Origin of the sequence: Maribacter sp. 1_MG-2023 (assembly GCF_030547005.1) — a bacterium.
Lineage (GTDB): Bacteria > Bacteroidota > Bacteroidia > Flavobacteriales > Flavobacteriaceae > Maribacter.
Window position 1 is genome coordinate 1 of sequence record NZ_JAUOPN010000026.1, and the last position, 21,451, is coordinate 21,451.

The 21,451-nt window shown below is 34.6% G+C and carries 21 protein-coding genes and 2 tRNA genes; 12 read left to right on the forward strand and 11 right to left on the reverse strand.

Features of this window, described 5'->3' with window-relative positions:
• Window positions 1–367: 367 nt before the first annotated feature.
• The 4 genes from thrS (at window position 368) to rplT (ending at window position 3,651) form a co-directional block, all read left to right on the forward strand.
• Window positions 368–2,314 carry a threonine--tRNA ligase gene (gene thrS, locus Q4500_RS18190; protein ID WP_303600996.1) on the forward strand — a complete coding sequence of 649 codons (1,947 nt, stop codon included), beginning with the start codon at window positions 368–370 and terminating at the stop codon, window positions 2,312–2,314.
• A 31-nt stretch (window positions 2,315–2,345) separates the two neighbouring features.
• Window positions 2,346–2,897 (forward strand): translation initiation factor IF-3, encoded by a 552-nt coding sequence (gene infC, locus Q4500_RS18195; RefSeq protein ID WP_073247488.1) that lies wholly within the window; start codon window positions 2,346–2,348, stop codon window positions 2,895–2,897.
• Window positions 2,898–3,014: 117 nt separating this feature from the next.
• Window positions 3,015–3,212 carry a 50S ribosomal protein L35 gene (gene rpmI / locus Q4500_RS18200; RefSeq protein WP_027064530.1) on the forward strand — a complete coding sequence of 66 codons (198 nt, stop codon included), beginning with the start codon at window positions 3,015–3,017 and terminating at the stop codon, window positions 3,210–3,212.
• Window positions 3,213–3,306: 94 nt separating this feature from the next.
• Complete coding sequence (gene rplT / locus Q4500_RS18205; protein ID WP_027064529.1) at window positions 3,307–3,651, forward strand: 50S ribosomal protein L20; 345 nt, start codon at window positions 3,307–3,309, stop codon at window positions 3,649–3,651.
• A gap of 36 nt (window positions 3,652–3,687) precedes the next feature.
• On the opposite strand, the gene Q4500_RS18210 is transcribed toward rplT, so the two are convergent.
• On the reverse strand, window positions 3,688–3,966 hold the full coding sequence (locus Q4500_RS18210) for an EF-hand domain-containing protein (RefSeq protein WP_303600997.1): 279 nt from the start codon (window positions 3,964–3,966) through the stop codon (window positions 3,688–3,690).
• Window positions 3,967–3,999: 33 nt separating this feature from the next.
• Window positions 4,000–4,422 carry a secondary thiamine-phosphate synthase enzyme YjbQ gene (locus tag Q4500_RS18215; RefSeq protein ID WP_299801293.1) on the reverse strand — a complete coding sequence of 141 codons (423 nt, stop codon included), beginning with the start codon at window positions 4,420–4,422 and terminating at the stop codon, window positions 4,000–4,002.
• A 91-nt stretch (window positions 4,423–4,513) separates the two neighbouring features.
• Here Q4500_RS18215 and Q4500_RS18220 point away from each other — a divergent pair, with 91 nt between their 5' ends.
• Window positions 4,514–5,308 carry an HAD family hydrolase gene (locus tag Q4500_RS18220; protein ID WP_303600998.1) on the forward strand — a complete coding sequence of 265 codons (795 nt, stop codon included), beginning with the start codon at window positions 4,514–4,516 and terminating at the stop codon, window positions 5,306–5,308.
• Between the two features lie 15 nt (window positions 5,309–5,323).
• Here the strand turns inward: Q4500_RS18220 and Q4500_RS18225 are convergent, their stop codons facing one another.
• Window positions 5,324–6,313 carry an AraC family transcriptional regulator gene (locus Q4500_RS18225; RefSeq protein WP_303600999.1) on the reverse strand — a complete coding sequence of 330 codons (990 nt, stop codon included), beginning with the start codon at window positions 6,311–6,313 and terminating at the stop codon, window positions 5,324–5,326.
• Window positions 6,314–6,442: 129 nt separating this feature from the next.
• Between Q4500_RS18225 and Q4500_RS18230 the strand changes: the two genes are divergently transcribed.
• Both Q4500_RS18230 and Q4500_RS18235 read left to right on the forward strand, forming a co-directional pair.
• The gene (locus Q4500_RS18230; protein ID WP_303601000.1) at window positions 6,443–8,860 is read left to right on the forward strand and encodes a TonB-dependent receptor; all 2,418 of its coding nucleotides are present in this window, start codon (window positions 6,443–6,445) and stop codon (window positions 8,858–8,860) included.
• Between the two features lie 20 nt (window positions 8,861–8,880).
• Window positions 8,881–10,248 carry a hypothetical protein gene (locus Q4500_RS18235; RefSeq protein WP_303601001.1) on the forward strand — a complete coding sequence of 456 codons (1,368 nt, stop codon included), beginning with the start codon at window positions 8,881–8,883 and terminating at the stop codon, window positions 10,246–10,248.
• A gap of 124 nt (window positions 10,249–10,372) precedes the next feature.
• Here Q4500_RS18235 and Q4500_RS18240 read toward each other — a convergent pair whose 3' ends face one another.
• The 6 genes from Q4500_RS18240 to tgt form a co-directional block, all read right to left on the reverse strand.
• On the reverse strand, window positions 10,373–11,635 hold the full coding sequence (locus tag Q4500_RS18240) for an asparagine synthetase B (RefSeq protein ID WP_303601002.1): 1,263 nt from the start codon (window positions 11,633–11,635) through the stop codon (window positions 10,373–10,375).
• A 172-nt stretch (window positions 11,636–11,807) separates the two neighbouring features.
• Window positions 11,808–13,358: a replicative DNA helicase gene (gene dnaB, locus Q4500_RS18245; protein ID WP_073247471.1), complete on the reverse strand. Its 1,551-nt coding sequence runs from the start codon at window positions 13,356–13,358 to the stop codon at window positions 11,808–11,810.
• Between the two features lie 166 nt (window positions 13,359–13,524).
• Entirely contained in the window at window positions 13,525–14,478 is a 954-nt protein-coding gene (locus Q4500_RS18250; RefSeq protein WP_299801287.1) for an acetyl-CoA carboxylase carboxyltransferase subunit alpha, read from the reverse strand.
• A 49-nt stretch (window positions 14,479–14,527) separates the two neighbouring features.
• Window positions 14,528–15,427, reverse strand: coding sequence for a DMT family transporter (locus tag Q4500_RS18255; RefSeq protein ID WP_299801286.1), 900 nt, complete (start codon window positions 15,425–15,427; stop codon window positions 14,528–14,530).
• The gene (locus Q4500_RS18260) at window positions 15,414–16,496 is read right to left on the reverse strand and encodes an LptF/LptG family permease (RefSeq protein ID WP_073247465.1); all 1,083 of its coding nucleotides are present in this window, start codon (window positions 16,494–16,496) and stop codon (window positions 15,414–15,416) included. The genes Q4500_RS18255 and Q4500_RS18260 overlap by 14 nt, the downstream gene beginning before the upstream one ends.
• Window positions 16,496–17,626: a tRNA guanosine(34) transglycosylase Tgt gene (gene tgt, locus Q4500_RS18265; RefSeq protein ID WP_299801285.1), complete on the reverse strand. Its 1,131-nt coding sequence runs from the start codon at window positions 17,624–17,626 to the stop codon at window positions 16,496–16,498. Before tgt ends, Q4500_RS18260 begins: the two co-directional genes overlap by 1 nt.
• Before the next feature lie 239 nt (window positions 17,627–17,865).
• On the opposite strand from tgt, the gene Q4500_RS18270 reads away from it, so the two are divergent.
• Window positions 17,866–18,456: a porin family protein gene (locus Q4500_RS18270; RefSeq protein WP_303601003.1), complete on the forward strand. Its 591-nt coding sequence runs from the start codon at window positions 17,866–17,868 to the stop codon at window positions 18,454–18,456.
• 70 nt (window positions 18,457–18,526) lie between these two features.
• Here Q4500_RS18270 and Q4500_RS18275 read toward each other — a convergent pair whose 3' ends face one another.
• Window positions 18,527–19,507: an FKBP-type peptidyl-prolyl cis-trans isomerase gene (locus tag Q4500_RS18275; protein ID WP_303601004.1), complete on the reverse strand. Its 981-nt coding sequence runs from the start codon at window positions 19,505–19,507 to the stop codon at window positions 18,527–18,529.
• 78 nt (window positions 19,508–19,585) lie between these two features.
• Here Q4500_RS18275 and Q4500_RS18280 point away from each other — a divergent pair, with 78 nt between their 5' ends.
• Window positions 19,586–20,014, forward strand: coding sequence for an RNA-binding S4 domain-containing protein (locus Q4500_RS18280; protein ID WP_303601005.1), 429 nt, complete (start codon window positions 19,586–19,588; stop codon window positions 20,012–20,014).
• Window positions 20,015–20,062: 48 nt separating this feature from the next.
• Entirely contained in the window at window positions 20,063–20,560 is a 498-nt protein-coding gene (locus Q4500_RS18285; protein WP_303601006.1) for a phosphoribosyltransferase family protein, read from the forward strand.
• Here the strand turns inward: Q4500_RS18285 and Q4500_RS18290 are convergent.
• Window positions 20,552–21,076, reverse strand: a complete 525-nt coding sequence (locus tag Q4500_RS18290; RefSeq protein ID WP_303601007.1) for a shikimate kinase — start codon at window positions 21,074–21,076, stop codon at window positions 20,552–20,554. The two genes, Q4500_RS18285 and Q4500_RS18290, sit on opposite strands and share 9 nt — an antisense overlap.
• Window positions 21,077–21,207: 131 nt before the next feature.
• Between Q4500_RS18290 and Q4500_RS18295 the strand changes: the two genes are divergently transcribed.
• Window positions 21,208–21,283: transfer RNA gene (locus tag Q4500_RS18295), tRNA-Lys, on the forward strand.
• 95 nt (window positions 21,284–21,378) lie between these two features.
• Window positions 21,379–21,451 (forward strand) — tRNA-Lys (locus Q4500_RS18300).

The window sequence follows — 21,451 nt, forward strand, 5'->3', positions numbered from 1 at the left end:
TATGAACCTTTTTCCAACTAACGATTCAGAACTTATCTTCCTCGTTTGCGGGGTGCAAATGTACACACTATTCTTAAAACCGCAACTATTTATTTAAATAAAATTAAAGAAATATTTACATCAAAATGCAACATCCTAATAAATAACACTTTACCATTTCAGCACATAAAAAACAGATTGAATTTTACTAAAAAAGCTACTCAGATATTTAAAAATGCCCAAAGAATACGATTCAAATACCAACACCCCAATACCCCACATCAACAACAAATAGCCAATACTATACGTATACCCTACATTATAACATGAATCTATTGCGGACGTGAATAGTTCATATTATCTTTGACACCCTATAATATGTACACAAATGATTAAAATTACACTTCCCGACGGATCGGTTAAGGAATTTGAAAAAGATACAACCCCAATAGCGGTTGCTAAAAGCATAAGCGAAGGATTAGCACGTAATGTTATTTCTGCAAAATTCAATAATACCATTGTTGAAACCACCACACCATTACACACTGACGGGAGCTTAATTTTATATACATGGAATGACAAAGAAGGTAAAACCGCTTTTTGGCATTCAACATCACATATTGTTGCCCAAGCTATAGAAGAACTATACCCAGGAGTAAAACTTACTATAGGTCCGGCGATTGATAATGGATTCTATTATGACGTTGAACTTCCTACGGGTTCTATTTCTGATAAAGACTTTCCTTCCATAGAAAAGAAAGCATTAGAAATTGCAAGAGGGAAACATGATTATAAAATGAGAGCTGTTTCAAAAGCAGAAGCTCTTAATTTTTACAAAAACCAAGGTAATGAGTATAAAGTAGAATTAATAGAAAACCTTGAAGACGGTACTATTACATTTTGTGACCATGATACTTTTACAGATTTATGTCGTGGTGGTCATATACCAAATACCGGTATTGTAAAAGCCATTAAAATATTAAGTGTTGCCGGTGCGTATTGGAGAGGGAACGAAAACAATCCACAACTAACACGTATATATGGTATATCATTTCCAAAACAGAAAGAGCTTACTGAATATTTAGCACTTTTAGAAGAAGCCAAGAAACGTGACCATAGAAAACTAGGAAAAGAATTAGAGCTATTTACATTCTCTCAAAAGGTTGGGCAAGGTTTACCTTTATGGCTACCTAAAGGAGCTGCACTAAGAGAACGATTAGAGCAATTCTTGAAAAAGGCACAAAAGAAAGCTGGTTATGAAATGGTGGCTACACCTCATATTGGTCAAAAAGAACTATATGTTACCTCTGGACATTATGAAAAGTATGGTGCAGATAGCTTTCAACCAATTCATACTCCAAAGGAAGATGAAGAGTTTTTGTTGAAACCAATGAACTGTCCACATCACTGTGAAATTTACAACGCTAAACCATTTAGCTATAAAGAACTTCCTAAAAGATTTGCTGAATTTGGTACCGTATATAGATATGAACAAAGTGGAGAGCTACATGGCCTAACCAGAGTTAGAGGGTTTACTCAAGATGACGCACATATTTTTTGCACACCAGATCAATTAGATGAGGAATTCAAAGAAGTAATAGACTTATCATTATATGTACTTGGATCTTTAGGCTTTGATGATTTCACAGCACAAGTATCTGTACGTGATTTAGATACTCCAGAAAAATATATTGGATCGGTAGAAAACTGGGAAAAAGCAGAACAAGCTATTATAAATGCCGCTAAAGAAAAAGGACTTAACTATATAATAGAAAGTGGTGAAGCTGCTTTTTACGGACCTAAGTTAGATTTCATGGTAAAAGATGCTCTAGGCAGGCAATGGCAATTGGGTACAATTCAAGTAGATTACAACCTACCAGAAAGGTTCGAATTAACCTATAAAGGTAGTGACAATGAGCTGCATAGACCAGTAATGATACACCGTGCACCTTTCGGAAGTATGGAACGTTTTATTGCATTATTAATAGAGCACACAGGTGGTAATTTCCCTTTATGGTTAACCCCTGAACAAGCTATTATTCTTCCTGTTAGCGAAAAACATGAAAAATATGCTCAAAAAGTTTTAAAATCCCTAGAAAATAACGAAATTCGCGCCCTTATCGATAGTAGAAACGAGACTATTGGTAAGAAAATACGAGAAGCAGAAATGAGTAAAATTCCATTTATGCTGATTGTAGGGGACAATGATGAAGTTGCAAACACCATTTCTGTGCGTAAGCATGGCGGTGAAGACTTAGGAGCGTTAGACGTAACTATGTTTACAGACTTGGTCAACAAAGAAATAAATAGTACCTTAAAGACGTTTAAAGAATAGAAAGTTTAATTAAAATTATTTAGTCATAGCAATACGTAAAAGATTTAGACCACAACCTAGAAGGGAAAATAAGAATCCCCATAATATCAATGAAAAGATAACAGCCCCAAAAGTTAGGTTGGTAGGTGACAATGTTGAAGTAGGTGTATATCCTTTTCCTCAGGCTCTTGAGAAAGCAGAAGAATTAGGTTTGGATTTGGTGGAGATATCCCCAAAGGCCGACCCTCCTGTTTGTAAAATAATGGAGTATAAAAAGTTTTTATACGAGCAGAAGAAAAGAGACAAGGCCATGAAAGCGAAAGCTTCTAAGGTTGTTGTTAAAGAAATAAGATTTGGTCCTAACACAGATGATCATGATTATGACTTTAAAAAGAAACACGCTGAAAAGTTCCTTAAAGAAGGAGCTAAATTAAAAGCGTACGTATTTTTCAAAGGTCGTTCTATTGTCTATAAAGATCAGGGCGAAATTCTATTATTGAAATTAGCTTCTGAATTGGAAGAATTAGGAAAGGTAGAACAGATGCCTAAATTAGAAGGAAAGCGTATGACAATGTTCATTGCGCCTAAAACTAAAGGGAAATAAAATAATACTTCGGTTAAACATTGCGACCGATTTGTATATATAATATACTAAACGCTGCTTACCATTGTGAGCAGCGTTTAGCATGCAAAGTGAGATTAATACATAAACTAGGAGAAAATGCCTAAACAAAAAACAAAATCCAGTGCTAAGAAGCGTTTTAAGCTTACAGGTACAGGTAAAATTAAAAGAAAGCACGCTTTTAAGAGTCACATTTTGACTAAAAAGTCTAAAAAGCGTAAGCTTAAGTTAACACATGATGGTTTAGTTCATCAAGCAGATGTTAACAGTATTAAAGAGCAATTACGTTTAAAGTAATTAACTCTTTAACAGGTAAAATTATTAACCATGGAGTTAGGCTTTAAAAGTTCCTTAAATTAAAAGGACGCCTACTACAAAAAATTAGAAAAAAATGCCAAGATCAGTAAATGCAGTAGCTTCAAGAGCCAGAAGAAAAAAGGTAATGAAGCAAGCCAAAGGTTACTTTGGAAGACGTAAAAACGTTTGGACAGTAGCCAAAAATGCGGTTGAAAAAGCAATGTTATATGCTTATAGAGACCGTAGAAACAAGAAAAGAACTTTTCGTTCATTATGGATTACCCGTATTAATGCAGGTGCCAGACAACACGGAATGTCCTACTCTCAATTTATGGGAAAAGTAAAAGCTAATAACATTGAACTTAATAGAAAAGTTCTTGCAGATTTAGCAATGAATCACCCAGATGCCTTTAAGGCAGTTGTAGATCAGGTAAAATAAATTAATAACAATCTCACTTTTTGAAAAATCCGATTCTTACGAATCGGATTTTTTAATTTTAGATATTGCCGTTTTAAACTCTTCCCAATCAATCAAATCATCACCATTATTATCATAGCCTTCAATTAACTTTGAAGATACAATACCTCTAATGAATCCACTTATTTCTGCGTCTTTCAAGAGTTTGACAATTTCTGCCTTTGTAAGCTTTTGATCATTATCCTTATCAAAAAAATTAAAGGCCATTTCAGGAGTTTGAAAATGGTTGGTGATTAGTATTTGAATTTTATTTAAAATAGATTCTTCTGTTGTCATATTCCTTTTGCTTTACTTCAAGTTAATCAAAAATCAATTTCCCCACAACGTCAACACTATATTTCTACCAGAGGCATAATTTCTATGCTCACAAAGATAAATACCCTGCCAGATACCCACATTCAATTTACCATTGGTTACCGGTATCTGTACCGAAGCACCCATTAATGATGCCTTAATATGTGCAGGCATATCGTCTGCACCTTCATAGTCATGTTTGTAATACGGAGCATTTTCAGGTACCATAATATTAATATGAGACTCAAAATCATCACGAACCGTAGGGTCTGCATTCTCATTAATTGTTAAACTTGCAGATGTATGTTTGATAAATACTTGCAAAAACCCTGTTTGTATTTGCTTAATTTCAGGGATACTTTTAACGATAACATCTGTAATGATATGAAAGCCTCTTTGATAAGACGGTAGTGTGATTTCATTTTGAAATAATTTCATACTTTATATATTATTAAATAAAGGTAAAACTTTGCATTTTAGCCACATTACTAAACTTGGTTGAAATATCTTTGTATTAAAATAAAATTACATGGATTTATCAAAGATTAAAATGGTTGTTTCTGATATGGACGGGACACTTCTAAACTCCAATCACCAGGTTAGCGATCAATTCTTTGACATATTTGAAGGTTTAAAATCTCAAGGTATAACCTTTGTAGCTGCTAGCGGTAGACAGTACAATAGCATTGTAGATAAATTAGCATCTATAAAAGATGATATAATTGTCATAGCGGAAAACGGAGGATTTGCCATGAAACAGAATACCGAAATACTAGCTACACCTTTAGATAAAAACCATGTACGAGATATTTTAAAAACCTTAAACGAAATACCAAATATACACCCAGTACTTTGCGGTAAACATCAAGCTTATTTAACCGGCAAGTCAAATGAGTTTGTAAGCAAGCTGGCTGAATATTATAGAGAGTTTGAGATTATAGATGACCTATTAGCTTTTGATTCTGAGGTCATCAAAATTGCCATTTATCATTTTGAAAGTAGCGAACAATATATTTACCCGTTTGTTAAACACTTTGAAGATGAATTAAAAGTAAAAGTGTCTGGAGAAAATTGGTTAGATATCTCAAATATAAATGCGCACAAAGGTTACGCATTAACTAAGGTTATGGAAAGTTATAACTTAAAGTCTGATGAAGTAATGGTCTTTGGAGATTATAACAACGACCTAGAAATGCTTGCTTTATCTGATTTCGGATTTGCTATGGAAAACGCTCATCCTAACGTAAAAAAAGTTGCTAAATACAGTACGTTAAGTAATGACGAAAACGGTGTAGAGCATATATTAAAAATGCTTATCAAATAAAGTCATCATTACTAATTATTTCACTGGAGGTTTTAATTCACTTGGCACATAACCCATAGTTCTTTTAAAAGCTGTGGTGAAGTGCTGCGGATTTGCATAACCTACTTCGTATGCTGCATAAGCTATTGTGGCACCGTCTTGGGTTATTAAACTCTTAGCAACCTCCATACGTAATGCTGTAATGTATTTAAACACTGTTACGCCATATATCTTTTTAAAATCTCTTTTCAACTTGGTAGCATTAAAACCGGCTATATTCGCTAAATCTAAGATTTTCAATGGTTCTTTTAGGTTATTTCTAATATGAGCTTCCACCTTTACAATTGCCAAATAATCTGAATTCAACAGTTTTATATTAGTTTTAGAAAGCTTAGAAGTTTGCCTGCCAAAAAGAAAATCTATCATTAAAACGGTCAATTTACTTTCTAAATATGTCTTTCTAATTTCATCTTCATAAGGGCACTGTATTATTTCATTTATATTACTTCGAATTTGAGGAGGAATGAATTTACTTTTATCCCATAATACAAATGAATTTGAATTAGTTATTGCTGCTTTTAGTTTGTCAAAAGAGCTTTCAAATTTTGTTCCCAATAGGCTTTGAAGCAAACTAGGTTTTACATAAACCTCAAATAACTTAGCATTTCCCTTAAAAAATATATCTCTACCCTCGGTTATTGGGTAGTAAAACATATTGCAGTGATTTTCTGGAATTTGAACTAAATACTTAATATGTCTTAGTGGTTGATAGCAATAAGTTCCCTCTAAAGAAAAATGAAGTTTTATTAAATGTTCGTCACTCGTTACACTAATTTCAGAATCAAATTGATGAATCGCTGTTGTATCAGAAAAGTCTGCACCCCTTATAAAAGAATTATTATCCTTTGTGGTTACCTCTACTTCATTGAACTGAACAGAGTTATTAATAAATCCATTTTTAAACAACTCACCTACCCGCAATTCTTTTTGTAACAACTCGCTATTCAAATACTTTTCCTCTCCCACTTCAATACTTCCTTTTGCGTATGTTTAAATTCCTTTCTCGGTACTTGCCTTCTCATTCCTGCTTTAGATTTGCAAAGCTAAATTATTTAGATTTAATCTTAATAAAGATTAGTGGCTATTTTAAATCAAATGAAAAAAATCTTTACTGCATTAGTTTTCTTTATATTCTTATCTGTTCAAGGACAACAAATTTCAGGAACAGTTTCAGGTACCGTAAAAGACACATATGGCAATCCTTTACCATTTGCCAGTGTTTTAGTGGAAGGATTAAAGCTTGGCGTACTTACTGACGAAAATGGTTTATACTCCTTAAACAATATTCCAAAAGGAAAATACAAACTAGTAGTTTCATTCGTTGGTTATGGCACACGTTCTATACTTTTTGAAATAAAGGATAAGAGTAAAAAAGTCAATCTAGATTTCACCCTACAAGAATCCACAGAAGATTTAGATGAAGTTACCATTAACGGTAAATCGAAAGAAACCAAACTAGAAACAACAGGTTTTGCTGTCAGTGCAATAAAAACAAAAGAAGCTAGTCTAAGAAATATACAAACCAACGAATTATTGAACACTACCGTTGGAGTAAAAATTCGTCAAAATGGAGGTTTAGGTTCAGAGGTTAAATATAGTTTAAATGGATTGTCTGGTAACTCGGTACGTATATTTATAGATGGCATTCCTATTTCAACTTACGGTAATTCATTCAACCTAAATAGCATACCACCTTCAATGATTAAAAACATTGAAGTTTATAAAGGTGTGGTACCAGGTCATTTAGCAGACGATGCATTGGGCGGAGCAATAAACATAGTACTCCACAATGATGCTAAAACGAATTTTAATGCGTCTGTATCTTACGGATCATTCAATACTACACAAGCCAGTGTAAATGGCTTATATCGCTTTGATGAATCAGGATTAACAGTTAAAGCATCTCTGTTTCACAACTACTCTGACAATGATTATAAGGTATCTGGCAGAAGTGTTGTTGTCACTGGTTTAGGCGGAGTACAAACCCCTATTACAGCAAGAAGATTCAATGATGTTTATAGATCTACAGGAGGTAGAGCAGAAATCGGATATACCGATGTAAAATGGGCTGACCAGTTTTTTATTGGTGTTACTGGATCAGATGATTATAAAGAAGTACAGCATGGAGCTTTTATGACCATAACCCCATATAAGGATAGGTTTTTAGAATCTGATGCTTTATTAGGAAGCATCAACTACCAAAAGAAAAATTTATTTATAAAAGGGCTTGACGTTAAAGTAAACGGATTATACGGAAAAAGAAACCGAGCCGTTAACGACACCGTTTCTTGGGCTTATAGCTGGAACGGAGAAAGAGCAATTGATTTTAGAGGAAATGAATATCAATACACCTGGGGGTCTCAACAAGAAGGAGGACCCACACTTGCTAAAATTAAAAGAAATGTAGCCTCAATAAGAAGCGGCGTTTCTTACGCAATAAACGACCATCATAGCGTATCATTTAATCATGTATATAGCGGAATTGATAGAGAAGATAGCGACGCCTTGAAATCTGTATTAGAAAACACATTTTTAGGCACAAGAGATTTAAAAAAGAATATATACTCCTTAACCTACGAATTAACTGCTTTTGACGAAAAATTAAAAACAAGTTTATTTGGCAAGCATTATCAGCAGAAAACAACTAGTGTTGACCCTGCTATAGTATCTGATGCTGACGGAAATGATGTGGTAGTAGATGAAGTAGTGAGCAGCAATAAAAAGTATGATGGTTATGGTTTTGCTGCTTCCTACGAAATCGTGCCCAATATCATCTTATTAGCTTCCGCAGAAAAAGCAATTAGATTACCAGATGAAACTGAGATTTTCGGTAATGACGGAGACAATGTTATAGCCAACTCAAGTATAGATCCAGAAAGTAGTGAGAATTTCAACTTAGGCTTCAGGTTTGGAAATTTCAATATTAAAAAACATGATTTTACCATATCTACTAATGTTTTCACCAGAAACATAAAAGACCGAATTGGTCTACCTATCGAAACATCTTTGAATGTTGATGATGAATTAATAATTTATGTAAACCAAGGTAGTGGTACGTCTAAAGGTTTTGATGCTCAACTAAATTACGCTTACGATAACAATTTGGGATTGAACTTCAATATATCTCGATTTGATCTAAAAATTGAAAACCAAGGAATAGAAATCGATGTACCTAATACACCTTTTTTCACCATGAACGGAGGTTTACGCTATTCTTTCAAAGATTTAATTCAAAAGAAATCTAGACTTAATGCTTTTTACAATGTCTATTTCACTGATGAGTTTTCTTTTCTAACTGCACAAGGTAGCAACACAGTTGGTAATGAGTTTTTTGCTGTACCCCAACAAATATCACAAGACTTTGGACTTAGCTATGCTTTTCCAAATAATAGATTTATAGCAAGTTTTGACATAAAAAATATATTCGATGAACCTGTCTACGATAACCTTTCTGTACAAAAACCAGGAAGAGCTTTTTACCTAAAACTGAATTACACAATTAATAAATTTTAATCTTTTAAATACTACCAAAAATGAAAAAAACTTTTCTAAATCTTAAAACCTTTGCCGCAATTATTCTAACAGCGAGTCTTATGACAGCTTGTAGCAGCGAAGATGATACTGTTGTTACACCAGAACCAGATACCGAAGAACCAGAAACAGAAGAGCCAGTTGAGGAAGATCCTAGGTGGATTACAGTAGCGGCTGCCAAAATGGGAGAAGACCCGGGTGATGGTAACGGTGGTACTTTAATTTATTCAGTAACAAGTGTTGATGCCAAAGACCCTACAGTTTCTATTGATCCTTTTGAAAATGGATTTATTGCACCTTCTAATAGAACTGCTAGGTTACAATCTTCTGAAGATGGTAATACGATTTTCAATATTAGTTACGCAGGTGATACTGGCGGAAATTATACTAAATATACTATTGAAGGCGGACAGGTTTTTACCCCTTCAGGATCAGAAGTTAGTATTGCCCCGTATGTAGGTACCGCTCCAAGATGGATAAAATTATTCGATGGAGACCAAACTGGCGCAGCAGTATACGTTTCTACTGAAAATGAATTTGACGAGAATGATAACTACGCCCGTACGGAAGCTACCATTGGTGTAGTAACCTTAGACTTGGTAAATTCTTCTATTAAAGAATTTCAAGAACATAGTGTTCCTTTAAGTACTGAAGAAGAAGCTGCTGGTTATTATATCTCTAGAATTGATATGCCTACGTTAAATGCTGCAGGAGACAAATTATATATTGGTGCTCGTTTAAGCAAAGTTGATCCTGCTACCGCTGAAAGTGATAACGATTTTGATATTTTAGGTTCTAAAACCATCATATTGGACTACCCTTCATTATTAAATCCGTCAGTTATCACATCTACAGTTGGTCATGGAAATACGAATGGCTACCGTAGTATCAATTCTTTTGAATATAACGGAAGCGTTTACCAAGCTAACCAAAGTGACCCTGAAGGTTCTTATATTTTAAAAATTGATGCAGATAATGAATATGACGATACATACGATTTCAATTTAGATGATGCTTTAGGTATCGAAGGAGCGTATATTCTTGCTTGGAGACCAGCTGCTAATGGAAAAGCCGTAGTAGCTTACCGTCATAATGGATCTGCAGAAGGTGTTGCCGGTTTACAAGGATTTTTCGCTTTAGTTGATTTAAATGCAAAAACCGCAGTTAAGATTGATGACATTCCTTACGACCCAGATTTCTACCTATTCCAATACCAAGGCTTTGTCGTTGAAGGAACAGAAATTTACCTTACTCAAGGTGCTGTTGGTCAAAACGGAAATATCTATGTTGTAGAAACAGAAACTGGTGCAGTAACAAAAGGTGCTGAATTGGTTAATACAACAGGTAGTCATTTTATTGGAGTATTCTAGACTACTGAATTATATTCTGAATTATATTCTGAATTAGCTAATAATTTAGAAGTTAAAAAAACCGCAATCAAAGCATTAGTTTTTGATTACGGTTTTTTTATTTCTATCAATATTCAAATTTAAATCAGGTCTTTTGCTTCTTTTTTCTAGCTGCCGGAAATAATACATTATTCAATATTAAACGATAACCAGGTGAAGTCGGGTGCAACTCCAGCTCCGTTTTAGGATCCCCTACCCTATGTTGGTAATCTTCAGGATCATGACCACCGTAAAAAGTAAAGAATCCTTTTCCTTTAATTCCGTGAATATACCTTGCTTCTTCATTTAACTTATTTTCCCCTAATACTAATACTGTCGGCTTAATCTCAGAACGAGTAAAAGCAGTTGTCTGTCCCATGAACCCTTTTACCAAAGAAGTGTGGTTCTGGCAAAGCATGGTAGGCACTGGATCCCATTTTGCCGAAAAATCCATCAAAGAAAAGTAATCAGATTCCTTTGGTACATTACCCCTTTTATTCGTCATATCTATAGAAGAGAATTCATATTTCAGCGGACTACGTTCTAAGATAAAATCAGTGAAAGCAAAGGTTTTTCCATAATCTAAACCTACCTGATAGTTGGGATCAGAAGCATCGCCATCGAACATAGGTTCTACAATATCAATACCATCAGCAGCTAAAGCAATATCAAAACTATCTGTTGCAGAACACATGGCAAACATGAATCCGCCACCAATAACATAGTTTCTAATTTTTAAAGCGACAGCTCTTTTTTCTTCAGATACTTTATCGAAACCTAATTTCTTGGCTAACTTTTCTGAATTCTTTTTCCCTTCAATATACCAAGGTGTTGCTCTATATGCTCCATAGAATTTACCATATTGACCAGTAAAATCCTCATGATGTAAGTGAAGCCAATCATACAGTGCTAACTTATCTCCTAATACTTCTTCATCATAAATAGTTGTATAGGGAATCTCGGCATATGTCAACGCCATAGTTACCGCATCATCCCAAGGTTGCTTATCTTTTGGAGAATAGACTGCAATTCTAGGAGCCTTTTCAAGTATTACAGCATCTTGATTAACAGAAGGACTACTGATTTCATCTAGTATTCCGTTTGCTTGTGCATCAGACAAAATTTCAAAACTCACTCCCCTTATTTGACATTCCTTTCTAATACTTTCCCCATCTGGCAATAAAAAAGAACCACCACGATAGTTCAATAACCACTGTACTTTTTGTTGTTTTGCCAAAACCCAATACGTAATTCCGTATGCTTTTAAATGATCCTTCTGAGTATCAGAATCCATCGGAATCAAAATCGATGATGCGAATAGTTGTACAGAAAGTAAAAGAAAGAAGACTGTTGTTATTAATTTGGACATAAAGTATAATAAAAGTATTCACTCAAAGATATAGTAAAATCTTTGGAGCACTATTTAAGGTACAGTTAAAGCTATTGAAATTAAAATAACGAGATTTGTTGAAAAAAATTGATCTAAAACAAAAAAGTCTCCCAGAACAGGAGACTTTTTAAACTTATAATTATGTTCTTATTTAGAAAGGAACATCGTTATCCTCATCTAAATCAGGACTACTATTCATACTACTACCAAAGGCATCATCTGCACTTGGTAAGTTTTTCGTCGCAAACGGATTCTCTTCATTTGCATTCATTTTCGATTGGAATTCAAAAGGAGAGTCAAAATCATCGAGGTTATCGAACTTACCTTGATTACCGATAAACTTCAATCTAATATTTTCTAAACCACCATTACGGTGTTTTGCTACAATAAATTCTCCCTGACCTTGAGTTGGTGAACGTTCTTCATCATCCCACTCTTCTATCTTATAATACTCAGGTCTATAGATGAACGATACAATATCGGCATCTTGCTCGATCGCTCCAGATTCCCTCAAATCCGAAAGAATAGGTCTTTTACTACCACCACGTGTTTCAACAGCACGCGATAGCTGCGATAATGCAATTACAGGAATGTTCAATTCTTTTGCAAGCGCTTTTAAGTTTCGAGAAATTGTAGAAATCTCTTGTTCCCTGTTTCCTCCTTTTTGACTACCACCCGCTGTCATTAACTGCAAATAATCGATCATGATCATTTTTATACCATGCTGAGAGGCCAAACGTCTTGCCTTTGCGCGTAAATCGAAAATGGATAGTGACGGAGTATCATCAATAAACAAAGGTGCTTTTTCTAAAGTTTTCACTTTAACATTCAATTGTTCCCACTCGTGTTTTTCAAGCTTACCGGTTCTTAATTTTTCTGAAGACAAACCAGTTTCAGAAGAAATTAGTCTTGTAATTAGCTGTACTGAAGACATCTCTAAAGAGAAGAAAGCTACAGGTGTATTAGTATTTACAGCCATATTTCTTGCCATAGATAAGGTAAAAGCCGTTTTACCCATACCAGGACGTGCAGCAACGATAATTAAATCACTCGGCTGCCAACCCGATGTAAGCTTATCTAGTTTATCGAACCCGGAGGCGACACCACTCATACCCTCTTTACCAGCAATCTCTTCAATTCGTTTTTTGGCTTGTATTACCAAATCTTGAGCCGTCTCTGCAGAACGCTTTAAGTTACCTTGTGTAACATCATATAATTTTGCTTCGGCAGTATCTAACAGGTCAAATACATCGATAGCTTCATCATATGCCTCCTCGATAATTTCTCCAGAAATTTTAATCAGACTACGCTGAATAAACTTCTGAAGAATAATACGTGCATGAAACTCAATATGAGCAGATGATGCTACTTTTTGAGTCAATTTTATCAAATAAAAATCGCCTCCACAAATCTCTAATTTACCCGATTTCTTAAGTTGTGATGAAACGGTTAATAAATCGATCGGTTGCGACTCTTCAAAGAGAATGAAGATAGCCTCATAAATAAATCTATGAGCGTCTTTATAGAAAACATCGGGGTGTAAAATATCGATAACTTCATCAACACCTTTTTTATCTATCATCATAGCACCCAACACAACCTCTTCTAAATCAATAGCTTGTGGTGGAATTTTACCTTTTTGAAGGCTTATAATATTAGATTTGTCAATCTTTCGAGCGACAAAAGGTTTCGTGTTCTCCATAGTGCTAAAGTATACAATTAACCTTTAGTTAACGTGAAAAACCTCAGTTTCGATGTTCACAGTTGACTAACAATTGACTGTTAATAAGTTACGATTTTCTGTTGATAACATAAAAAAACCGAGGAATAAAATCCTCGGTATATTTTTAAGAAGCCTAAAACGTAGATTAGCCGTTGAAAACGCCCATCTGTGCGTATTTATCCATACGCTGATTTACCAATTCTTTTGGTGATAACTTTTGCAGATCTTCAAAATGAGAAGAAATTTTATTTTTTACGGTTTCAAAAGTTTTCGGTCTATTAGCATGAGCACCACCAGCAGGTTCGCGAATGATTTCATCTATCAATTTCAATTTTTTCATATCGGTAGCTGTCAATTTCAAAGCTTCGGCAGCTTTTTCTTTATACTCCCAACTTCTCCATAGAATTGAAGAACAAGATTCTGGTGAAATAACAGAATACCAAGTATTCTCTAACATTAACACCTTATCACCAACACCTATACCCAATGCACCACCAGATGCACCTTCACCTATAATTACAACAATTATTGGCACTTTTAGGCGAGTCATTTCAAGTATGTTTCTTGCAATTGCCTCTCCTTGTCCTCTTTCTTCAGCCTCAATACCTGGGTAAGCACCCGGTGTATCAATTAAGCAAACTACAGGAACTTGGAATTTTTCGGCAGATTTCATTAAACGTAAAGCCTTTCTATACCCCTCTGGGTTGGCCATACCAAAATTTCTATACTGACGTGTTTTAGTATTGTATCCTTTTTGCTGACCTATGAACATATAGCTTTGATCACCAATTTTACCTAAACCACCGATCATGGCCTTGTCATCTTTTACGGTACGATCACCGTGTAGCTCCAAGAAGGTATCACCACAAATAGCTTTTATATAATCTAATGTATAAGGTCTATTTGGATGTCTAGATAACTGTACTCGTTGCCAAGCCGTTAAATTCTTATAGATATCTTTTCTAGTCTCGGTAAGTTTCTTTTCAATCTGTTTACATGTCTCGGTAACATCAACATCGCTTTCCTCCCCAATTACCATGCACTTGTCCAATTGCTCTTCCAATTCCTTAATTGGAAGTTCAAAATCCAAATATTCCATATTTCTATAAAGTTTCTTTAGTTGCGGCTCAAAGATAAAACTTTAATACCTAAATCTTGGGTACCCTTTTTTTAATATTCGCTCTTTGCTTTAAAATACCGTTTGCAATAACGGTACTGAGTATTATTAAGGCTCCCACATAAAACATTGGTTTCATTTTTTCTTCTGATCCAAATATGAACCAAGCCAGCAAAATACCATATACTGGTTCTAAATTTGTTGTAAGCATTACCGTATATGGCGTTAAAACTCGCATAATCTTCACTGATGCTATGAACGCATATGCGGTACAAATAAGCGCTAACACTATTAGGTAAACCCAATCCATTTGAGGCAGTGTTATCAATGACATATTAAAATCGCCCTTAAATAATAAGACTATAGATAAGAAAACCATGCCTACACCTAATTCATAAAAAGAAATAACCGATGGTTTATGATTTTGCACCAATTTTCCGTTTATCAACGAAAAGACAGCTGCTAAAAATGCCGATATCAATGCGATTATCATACCATAGACATATTCGGTTTCTACTTTAAAAATCAAATAGAGTCCTGCTACGACCATTAATCCGAAGAAAATCTCATAACCTATTATCTTTCGCTTGTACCAAAAGGGTTCCATTAAAGCCGTAAAAAAAGCTCCTGTAGACATCATAGCCAAAGCAACAGATACTGTAGATACTTTTATGGCCAAAAAGAAGGTGACCCAGTGTAATGCTACCACAATACCACCACCTACCAACCACCAAAATGTTTTTCTTGAGACCTTTAAACTAAATTTTGCAAAAAGAATATAAATGGCGATAAATAGCGTCGCCATCCCCATTCTAATCCAAACCAACGGCAAAGAGTCTATGGTAATTAATTTTCCTAAAATTGCCGTAAAGCCCCAGATAAAAACAATGAAATGTAAGTGCAGTAAATTAAGGACTCTATCTTTTTGCATTTTGAAGTAGATAAAATGCCAGACATCCAAAAACTACATTAGGTATAATGACTGCGAGCAAAGGAGAAAAACCCGATTGCTCGGCGAGTACACCGAATACCTTATCAAAAAATATAAATATAAACGCAATCAAAATACCGAATGCCAAATTGGCTCCCATACCCCCACGTCTTTTAACAGAAGAAACAGAAACGGCTATAATAGTCAAGATAAAGGCAGTTAATGGCAATGCCCAACGCTTGTACTTCACCAATACATAGGTATTAATATTAGACGCACCCTTTCTTCTTTGATCTTTAATAAAAGTATCTAATTCAAAAAGGTTCTTTGTTTCTGCCACATATGATACGGGAGTTAAATCGCCTATATCAAAAGCAAAAATAGTATCTAAGCGACGCTTACTTTCAATAATTGCAGTATCACCTAAAACTGTTCGCTTTTTGTACGATGTTAAGCGGTAGCTAGAGTCTTTTTCAACCCATCGAATATTAGCCGCAGAGATTTTAAAATCAAGCTCATTATTCTCATCAAAACGCTCAAAAGTAAAGTTATGACCTAACTGTCTAGCGGGGTCAAAGCTGCTAACGTATATAAAATCGGACTCATTCAACTGATTAAAAATATTGTTGGTCACCCGATCCTGTTTACCTTTTTTAAGGTACTTATATTTAAATTCATTGAAGCCAACACTTGCGTTAGGCACAATAAACATAGTCATAAAGAACATTAATACTGCGACCATTGAAGCCCCTATTATATAAGGTCTTAAAAAACGCCCATAAGAAACTCCAGAACTTAATATGGCAACAATTTCGGTATTGTTCGCCAACTTAGAAGTAAAGAATATAACGGAAAGGAAAAGAAAAATAGGAAATAATAGATTACCAATGTAAATCGTGAAATTCACATAATACATTACTATTTCATTCAACGGTGCTTCGTTGTCGATCATTTTACCGATCTGCTCTGCCAAATTCACCATAATACCTATGGGAATGAATAGCAAAAGCATTAACGAAAAAGTCGCTAGATACCGTTTTAGAATGTATTTATCTATTATTGATAGCATTATAGCCTTTTATCCATTTGTTTTACCATAATATCTTTCCAGGCTCTAAAATCGCCTGCAATAATATGCTTACGAGCTTCACGCACCAACCACATATAAAAGCCTAAGTTATGAATTGTTGCTATTTGTTTGCCTAAATATTCATTAGCAGCGAACAAATGTCTTAAATACGCTTTAGAATACTCACGGTCTACAAAGGTAGTACCCATTTCGTCTATAGGTGAAAAATCATCTTCCCACTTCTTATTCTTGATATTTATGGTACCGTGCGCAGTAAACAGCATTCCGTTTCTAGCGTTTCTAGTAGGCATTACACAATCAAACATATCTATACCTAAAGCAATATTCTCAAGAATATTTATCGGCGTACCAACACCCATTAAATATCTTGGCTTATCTTCTGGTAAAATCTCACAAACCACTTCTGTCATGCCATACATTTCTTCAGCAGGCTCACCAACAGATAATCCTCCAATGGCATTACCTTCTGCTCCTGCATTAGCAATATATTCAGCAGATTGCCTTCTTAAATCTTTATAAGTAGACCCTTGTACGATAGGAAAAAACGTTTGTTCATAGTCATACTCAAAAGGTGTTTTTTCAAGATGATTAATACATCTATCTAACCACCTATGCGTCATATGCATTGATCGCTTTGCGTAATTATAATCGCAAGGGTAAGGTGTACATTCATCAAATGCCATGATAATATCTGCGCCAATTACACGCTGAATTTCCATAACATTCTCTGGTGTAAATAAATGCATAGATCCATCTATATGCGATTTAAATTTCACCCCTTCTTCTTTTATCTTTCTATTTGCCGATAAAGAATATACTTGGTACCCACCACTATCAGTAAGAATATTTCTATCCCAGCCCATAAATTTATGGAGTCCGCCTGCTTTCTTTAAAATCTCTGTTTTAGGTCTAAGAAACAAATGATAGGTATTACCAAGAATAATATCTGGATTAACCTCTTCTCTTAATTCTTTTTGATGCACTCCTTTTACAGAGGCTACCGTACCCACCGGCATAAAAATTGGGGTTTCAATAGTACCATGGTCAGTAACAATAGTACCTGCCCTAGCCTTTGATTGTAAATCGGTATTATGTAGTGTAAACTTCAAATTTTCTAATTCTAGCTGCAAATATAATGAACTGTGTGGGGGAAAAACTTAATAAAAAGCAAAGATGTTACTGAAAGTAATAAAGTATGATCTTGATAAATGTAACTTCATAAAATTGAGATTGACCCAAAAACACTTGTAAACAATAAAGATATTTTACCTCCGTTCTGATGGTATAACGAGAAAGGGAACAATTGGTATTGTATTTGATATCAATTTCACTCAAAACAACAATGATTATGAAAAAAACAATTTTAGTTGCCTTTATGGCGCTCTCTGGGTTTTATGGAATAGCACAGGGTGATTCAGGATTTGGTATTAAAGGAGGATTAAATTACAACGCTAACGGAGATTACTTTGAATCTGCCGGTGATGCTGCAAGAAACCCAGATAGAAACGTGGGATATCATGTAGGTGTCTTCGGAAAATTTGGAGCTTCTAAGGTATATGTAAGACCAGAACTGGTATACACCAAAACAAAGTCTGATTATGACGGAGCCGATTTTGATATGAGTAAATTAGATGTACCAGTACTATTAGGTATCAACCTAGTAGGACCTTTACACGTTTTTGCCGGTCCAAGTTTTCAATATATTTTAGACACCGAATTTGATGGTGTTACTATTGATGATGTAGAAAATGATTTTTCAGTTGGGATGAATATTGGTGCAGGTGTCAATTTCGGTAAACTAGGAATAGATTTACGTTACGAAAGAGGATTTAGCGATAATGAAGCATCTTTCATTAATACCAACATAACAAATCTAGGTCCAAGTAGAATAGATACAAGACCAGACCAGTTGATATTAAGTTTGTCTTTAGCATTGTAAACAAAACCACAAGAAACAAAAAACCTCTTAAGAATACTTAAGAGGTTTTTTTATGCTTTAAAGTGAAATACTATAAGTCATTATCAAGATGATCAGGGGTGCCATCACCATCTGTATCAGGAAAAATTATATTTCCTTCGTCATCTTTTTTAATTACACCATCCGTTTTAATTTCGTCAATCGTTAAAATACCATCACCGTCATCATCTGGATCAGAGTAATTCGCAACATAAGCTCTAACAGCAGCTTCTGATTCTTCATTAGTATTATCATTATTTAAGTTTCCGTCATTATTTAAATCTTCCAAAAATGAAGGTATACCGTCTTCATCAAAATCTGTATTAGCTTCAAATTCGAATGCATCAATTTTAAAAATCAATGGTGAATACGTAGGTATATTGCCACTCGCTGTACTAGAGTCAAAATAACCAAGACCTGATGGTATAAAAATAGCTCCTATTCCATATCCTTCATAACTAATAGTACCATCTCCGTTTTCAATTGGACCGTTACCAGTTTGAAAGTTTTTCATACCATTACCAAATCCTCGTACAACACCAGATAAATTAAGAGGTATTGGCTGATTTGAAGAAGCATCGAACAAACTACCGTCTAAAAATGAACCTTCATATCTCAAAATGACGTTATCGCCAATAGTTGGCTTACCCTCAACTATACCCTGCCTTACTACTAAAGTATATAGTTTCTGATCAATTATCTCATCATCATCTACTCTTCCTAAAGATTCAGAATCAACGGAAATAGTTTGGGTAATTAAATTCGGGCTTTCAAAAAGAGACTGTTTAGTACTATTTTCACCCGCAATAGTATCAAATTTTATTTTAAAATCGAACCCTTCTGATGGTGTATCAAACTCTTCTTTATTATAGAAGTGCGTCTTTAAAAATTCTATAATTTCAGCATCGTCCTCAGCGGTTACTTCACTTAATAACCTTGGCGGCACACTTTCAACATTAGAATCATCATCGTTCTTACATGAACTTATTATTAGTAAACCTGCTATTAGCAAATAGGCATTTTTCAATTTCATCAATAATTTATTTTGAACGCGCAAGATACAATTTTCCCTTATTTTTGTTTGGAAGTTAACAAAGAAATACAACTTGTAATGCGCATAGATAAATTCTTGTGGAGCACGCGATATTTTAAAACGCGAAACATTGCATCTACTGCTTGTAAAAAAGGGCATGCAAAAATTAATGGTATTACTGCTAAGCCAGGCAAAGAAGTTTATCCGATGGATGAAGTTATGGTACGCAAGAATCAAATCGATTATAAATTTACGGTTCTTGACATACCACTAAGTCGTGTTGGTGCTAAACTCGTAGACATATATAGAAAAGATACTACGCCTAAAGAAGCCTTTGAACATAATGAACTCCTACAATACTCTAAAGATTATTATCGTAAAAAAGGTATTGGCCGACCAACCAAAAAAGATAGAAGAGATATTGATGAGTATTTAGATGGCGATACCAAAAATGATGAAACTAGTACTACAGAACCAGATAGTAAAAGTAAAGAAATTGAAGATTAACCAAAATTTTTAAAAACATACCTATCTTTATTGCTTTAAGAACAGCACATGCAACAGACCATACTTTCACATTTACAGATTCAACATAAAATAGAACGTATCGCATACCAAATCTATGAGGCAAATGTTTCTGAAGAAGAAATCATTATTGCAGGTATAGATGGTGGTGGACTAGCATTTGCAAAAAAAATTGTCGCTAAGCTTAAAAAGATTACCGAGGCTAAAATTGTACTGTGTAAATTATCTATGGATAAAACAGACCCGTTATCTAGCGGTGTAACCACGTCATTGCCCGATGCCGATTTCGTTAATAAATCGGTTGTTATCGTTGATGATGTTTTAAATTCTGGTACCACCTTAATATATGGTGTGCACCATTTTCTAAAAACTCCATTAAAGCAACTTAAAACTGCTGTATTGGTGAATAGAAATCACAAAAAATATCCGGTTAAAGCAGATTACAAAGGTATTTCATTATCAACCTCACTACAAGAACATGTAAACGTTCATTTTGAAACAAAAAACGATAGAGTCTATTTAGACTAGTTTATTTACAATCATTTCAGCAATCTCGGTCGGAGTGTTATTATTACTTTTCACCTTTTGATGTGCTTGATTATAAAAGTAGCTTCGCTCGAATAAATGCTTCCCAATAAATTCGGTCAATTCTTCATCTTGTAAATGAGAAATCATCGGGCGATGACTTTTTTCTTTTACCAGGCGGTCAAAAAGTTCATTTATACCCACATTCAAATAGAAAGAATTAGCAGTTTTTTCATTTATAAAGGTCATATTAGTACCAAAACAAGGAGTACCGCCACCTAAAGAAAGCACAAAACTGTCTTCACTTGAAAAAATTTTATTGAGATATTCTATTTCTTTTTTTCTAAAATAGATTTCTCCTTTGGTCTCAAAAATGGAAGCAATAGACATCGCTTCACCTTCTTCAATATAGTCATCTAAATCTAAAAATTTAATATTCAAATGGTTAGCTACAATTCTACCAACGGTAGATTTGCCACTACCCATATACCCTAACAATACTATTTTCAAGTTTTTCATTTGTACAAAATTGGACTAATTAATACGCTTTTCAAAAAAAAATAAATTTATCTTGAAAAGGGTTTGTAAAATAAAGTAATCGACTTATATTTGCACCCGCATTGAGGGAATTATTTTCCAAATTTGCTTTTGACCTGGTAGCTCAGTTGGTAGAGCATCTCCCTTTTAAGGAGAGGGTCCTGGGTTCGAGCCCCAGCCCGGTCACCAATAAATAGTAGCCTCTTCACCAAAAAGAGGCTTTTTTATTTAAGCGTTCAAACTTATTTTATAAGTAATCAACGTTAACGTTCTTAAGATTTTTTGACCTGGTAGCTCAGTTGGTAGAGCATCTCCCTTTTAAGGAGAGGGTCCTGGGTTCGAGCCCCAGCCCGGTCA

Bases quoted from the DNA above. Each gene is read 5' to 3' on its own strand.
- Q4500_RS18210 (WP_303600997.1), bottom strand. From the start codon at position 3,966: ATGACAACAGAAGAATCTATTTTAAATAAAATTCAAATACTAATCACC.
- dnaB (WP_073247471.1), bottom strand. From the start codon at position 13,358: ATGGAGAACACGAAACCTTTTGTCGCTCGAAAGATTGACAAATCTAAT.
- Q4500_RS18285 (WP_303601006.1), top strand. From the start codon at position 20,063: ATGCAACAGACCATACTTTCACATTTACAGATTCAACATAAAATAGAA.
- Q4500_RS18235 (WP_303601001.1), top strand. From the start codon at position 8,881: ATGAAAAAAACTTTTCTAAATCTTAAAACCTTTGCCGCAATTATTCTA.
- Q4500_RS18275 (WP_303601004.1), bottom strand. From the start codon at position 19,507: ATGAAATTGAAAAATGCCTATTTGCTAATAGCAGGTTTACTAATAATA.
- rplT (WP_027064529.1), top strand. From the start codon at position 3,307: ATGCCAAGATCAGTAAATGCAGTAGCTTCAAGAGCCAGAAGAAAAAAG.
- thrS (WP_303600996.1), top strand. From the start codon at position 368: ATGATTAAAATTACACTTCCCGACGGATCGGTTAAGGAATTTGAAAAA.
- Q4500_RS18220 (WP_303600998.1), top strand. From the start codon at position 4,514: ATGGATTTATCAAAGATTAAAATGGTTGTTTCTGATATGGACGGGACA.
- Q4500_RS18280 (WP_303601005.1), top strand. From the start codon at position 19,586: ATGCGCATAGATAAATTCTTGTGGAGCACGCGATATTTTAAAACGCGA.
- rpmI (WP_027064530.1), top strand. From the start codon at position 3,015: ATGCCTAAACAAAAAACAAAATCCAGTGCTAAGAAGCGTTTTAAGCTT.
- Q4500_RS18215 (WP_299801293.1), bottom strand. From the start codon at position 4,422: ATGAAATTATTTCAAAATGAAATCACACTACCGTCTTATCAAAGAGGC.
- Q4500_RS18290 (WP_303601007.1), bottom strand. From the start codon at position 21,076: ATGAAAAACTTGAAAATAGTATTGTTAGGGTATATGGGTAGTGGCAAA.
- Q4500_RS18250 (WP_299801287.1), bottom strand. From the start codon at position 14,478: ATGGAATATTTGGATTTTGAACTTCCAATTAAGGAATTGGAAGAGCAA.
- Q4500_RS18260 (WP_073247465.1), bottom strand. From the start codon at position 16,496: ATGCTATCAATAATAGATAAATACATTCTAAAACGGTATCTAGCGACT.
- Q4500_RS18230 (WP_303601000.1), top strand. From the start codon at position 6,443: ATGAAAAAAATCTTTACTGCATTAGTTTTCTTTATATTCTTATCTGTT.
- Q4500_RS18270 (WP_303601003.1), top strand. From the start codon at position 17,866: ATGAAAAAAACAATTTTAGTTGCCTTTATGGCGCTCTCTGGGTTTTAT.
- Q4500_RS18255 (WP_299801286.1), bottom strand. From the start codon at position 15,427: ATGCAAAAAGATAGAGTCCTTAATTTACTGCACTTACATTTCATTGTT.
- Q4500_RS18240 (WP_303601002.1), bottom strand. From the start codon at position 11,635: ATGTCCAAATTAATAACAACAGTCTTCTTTCTTTTACTTTCTGTACAA.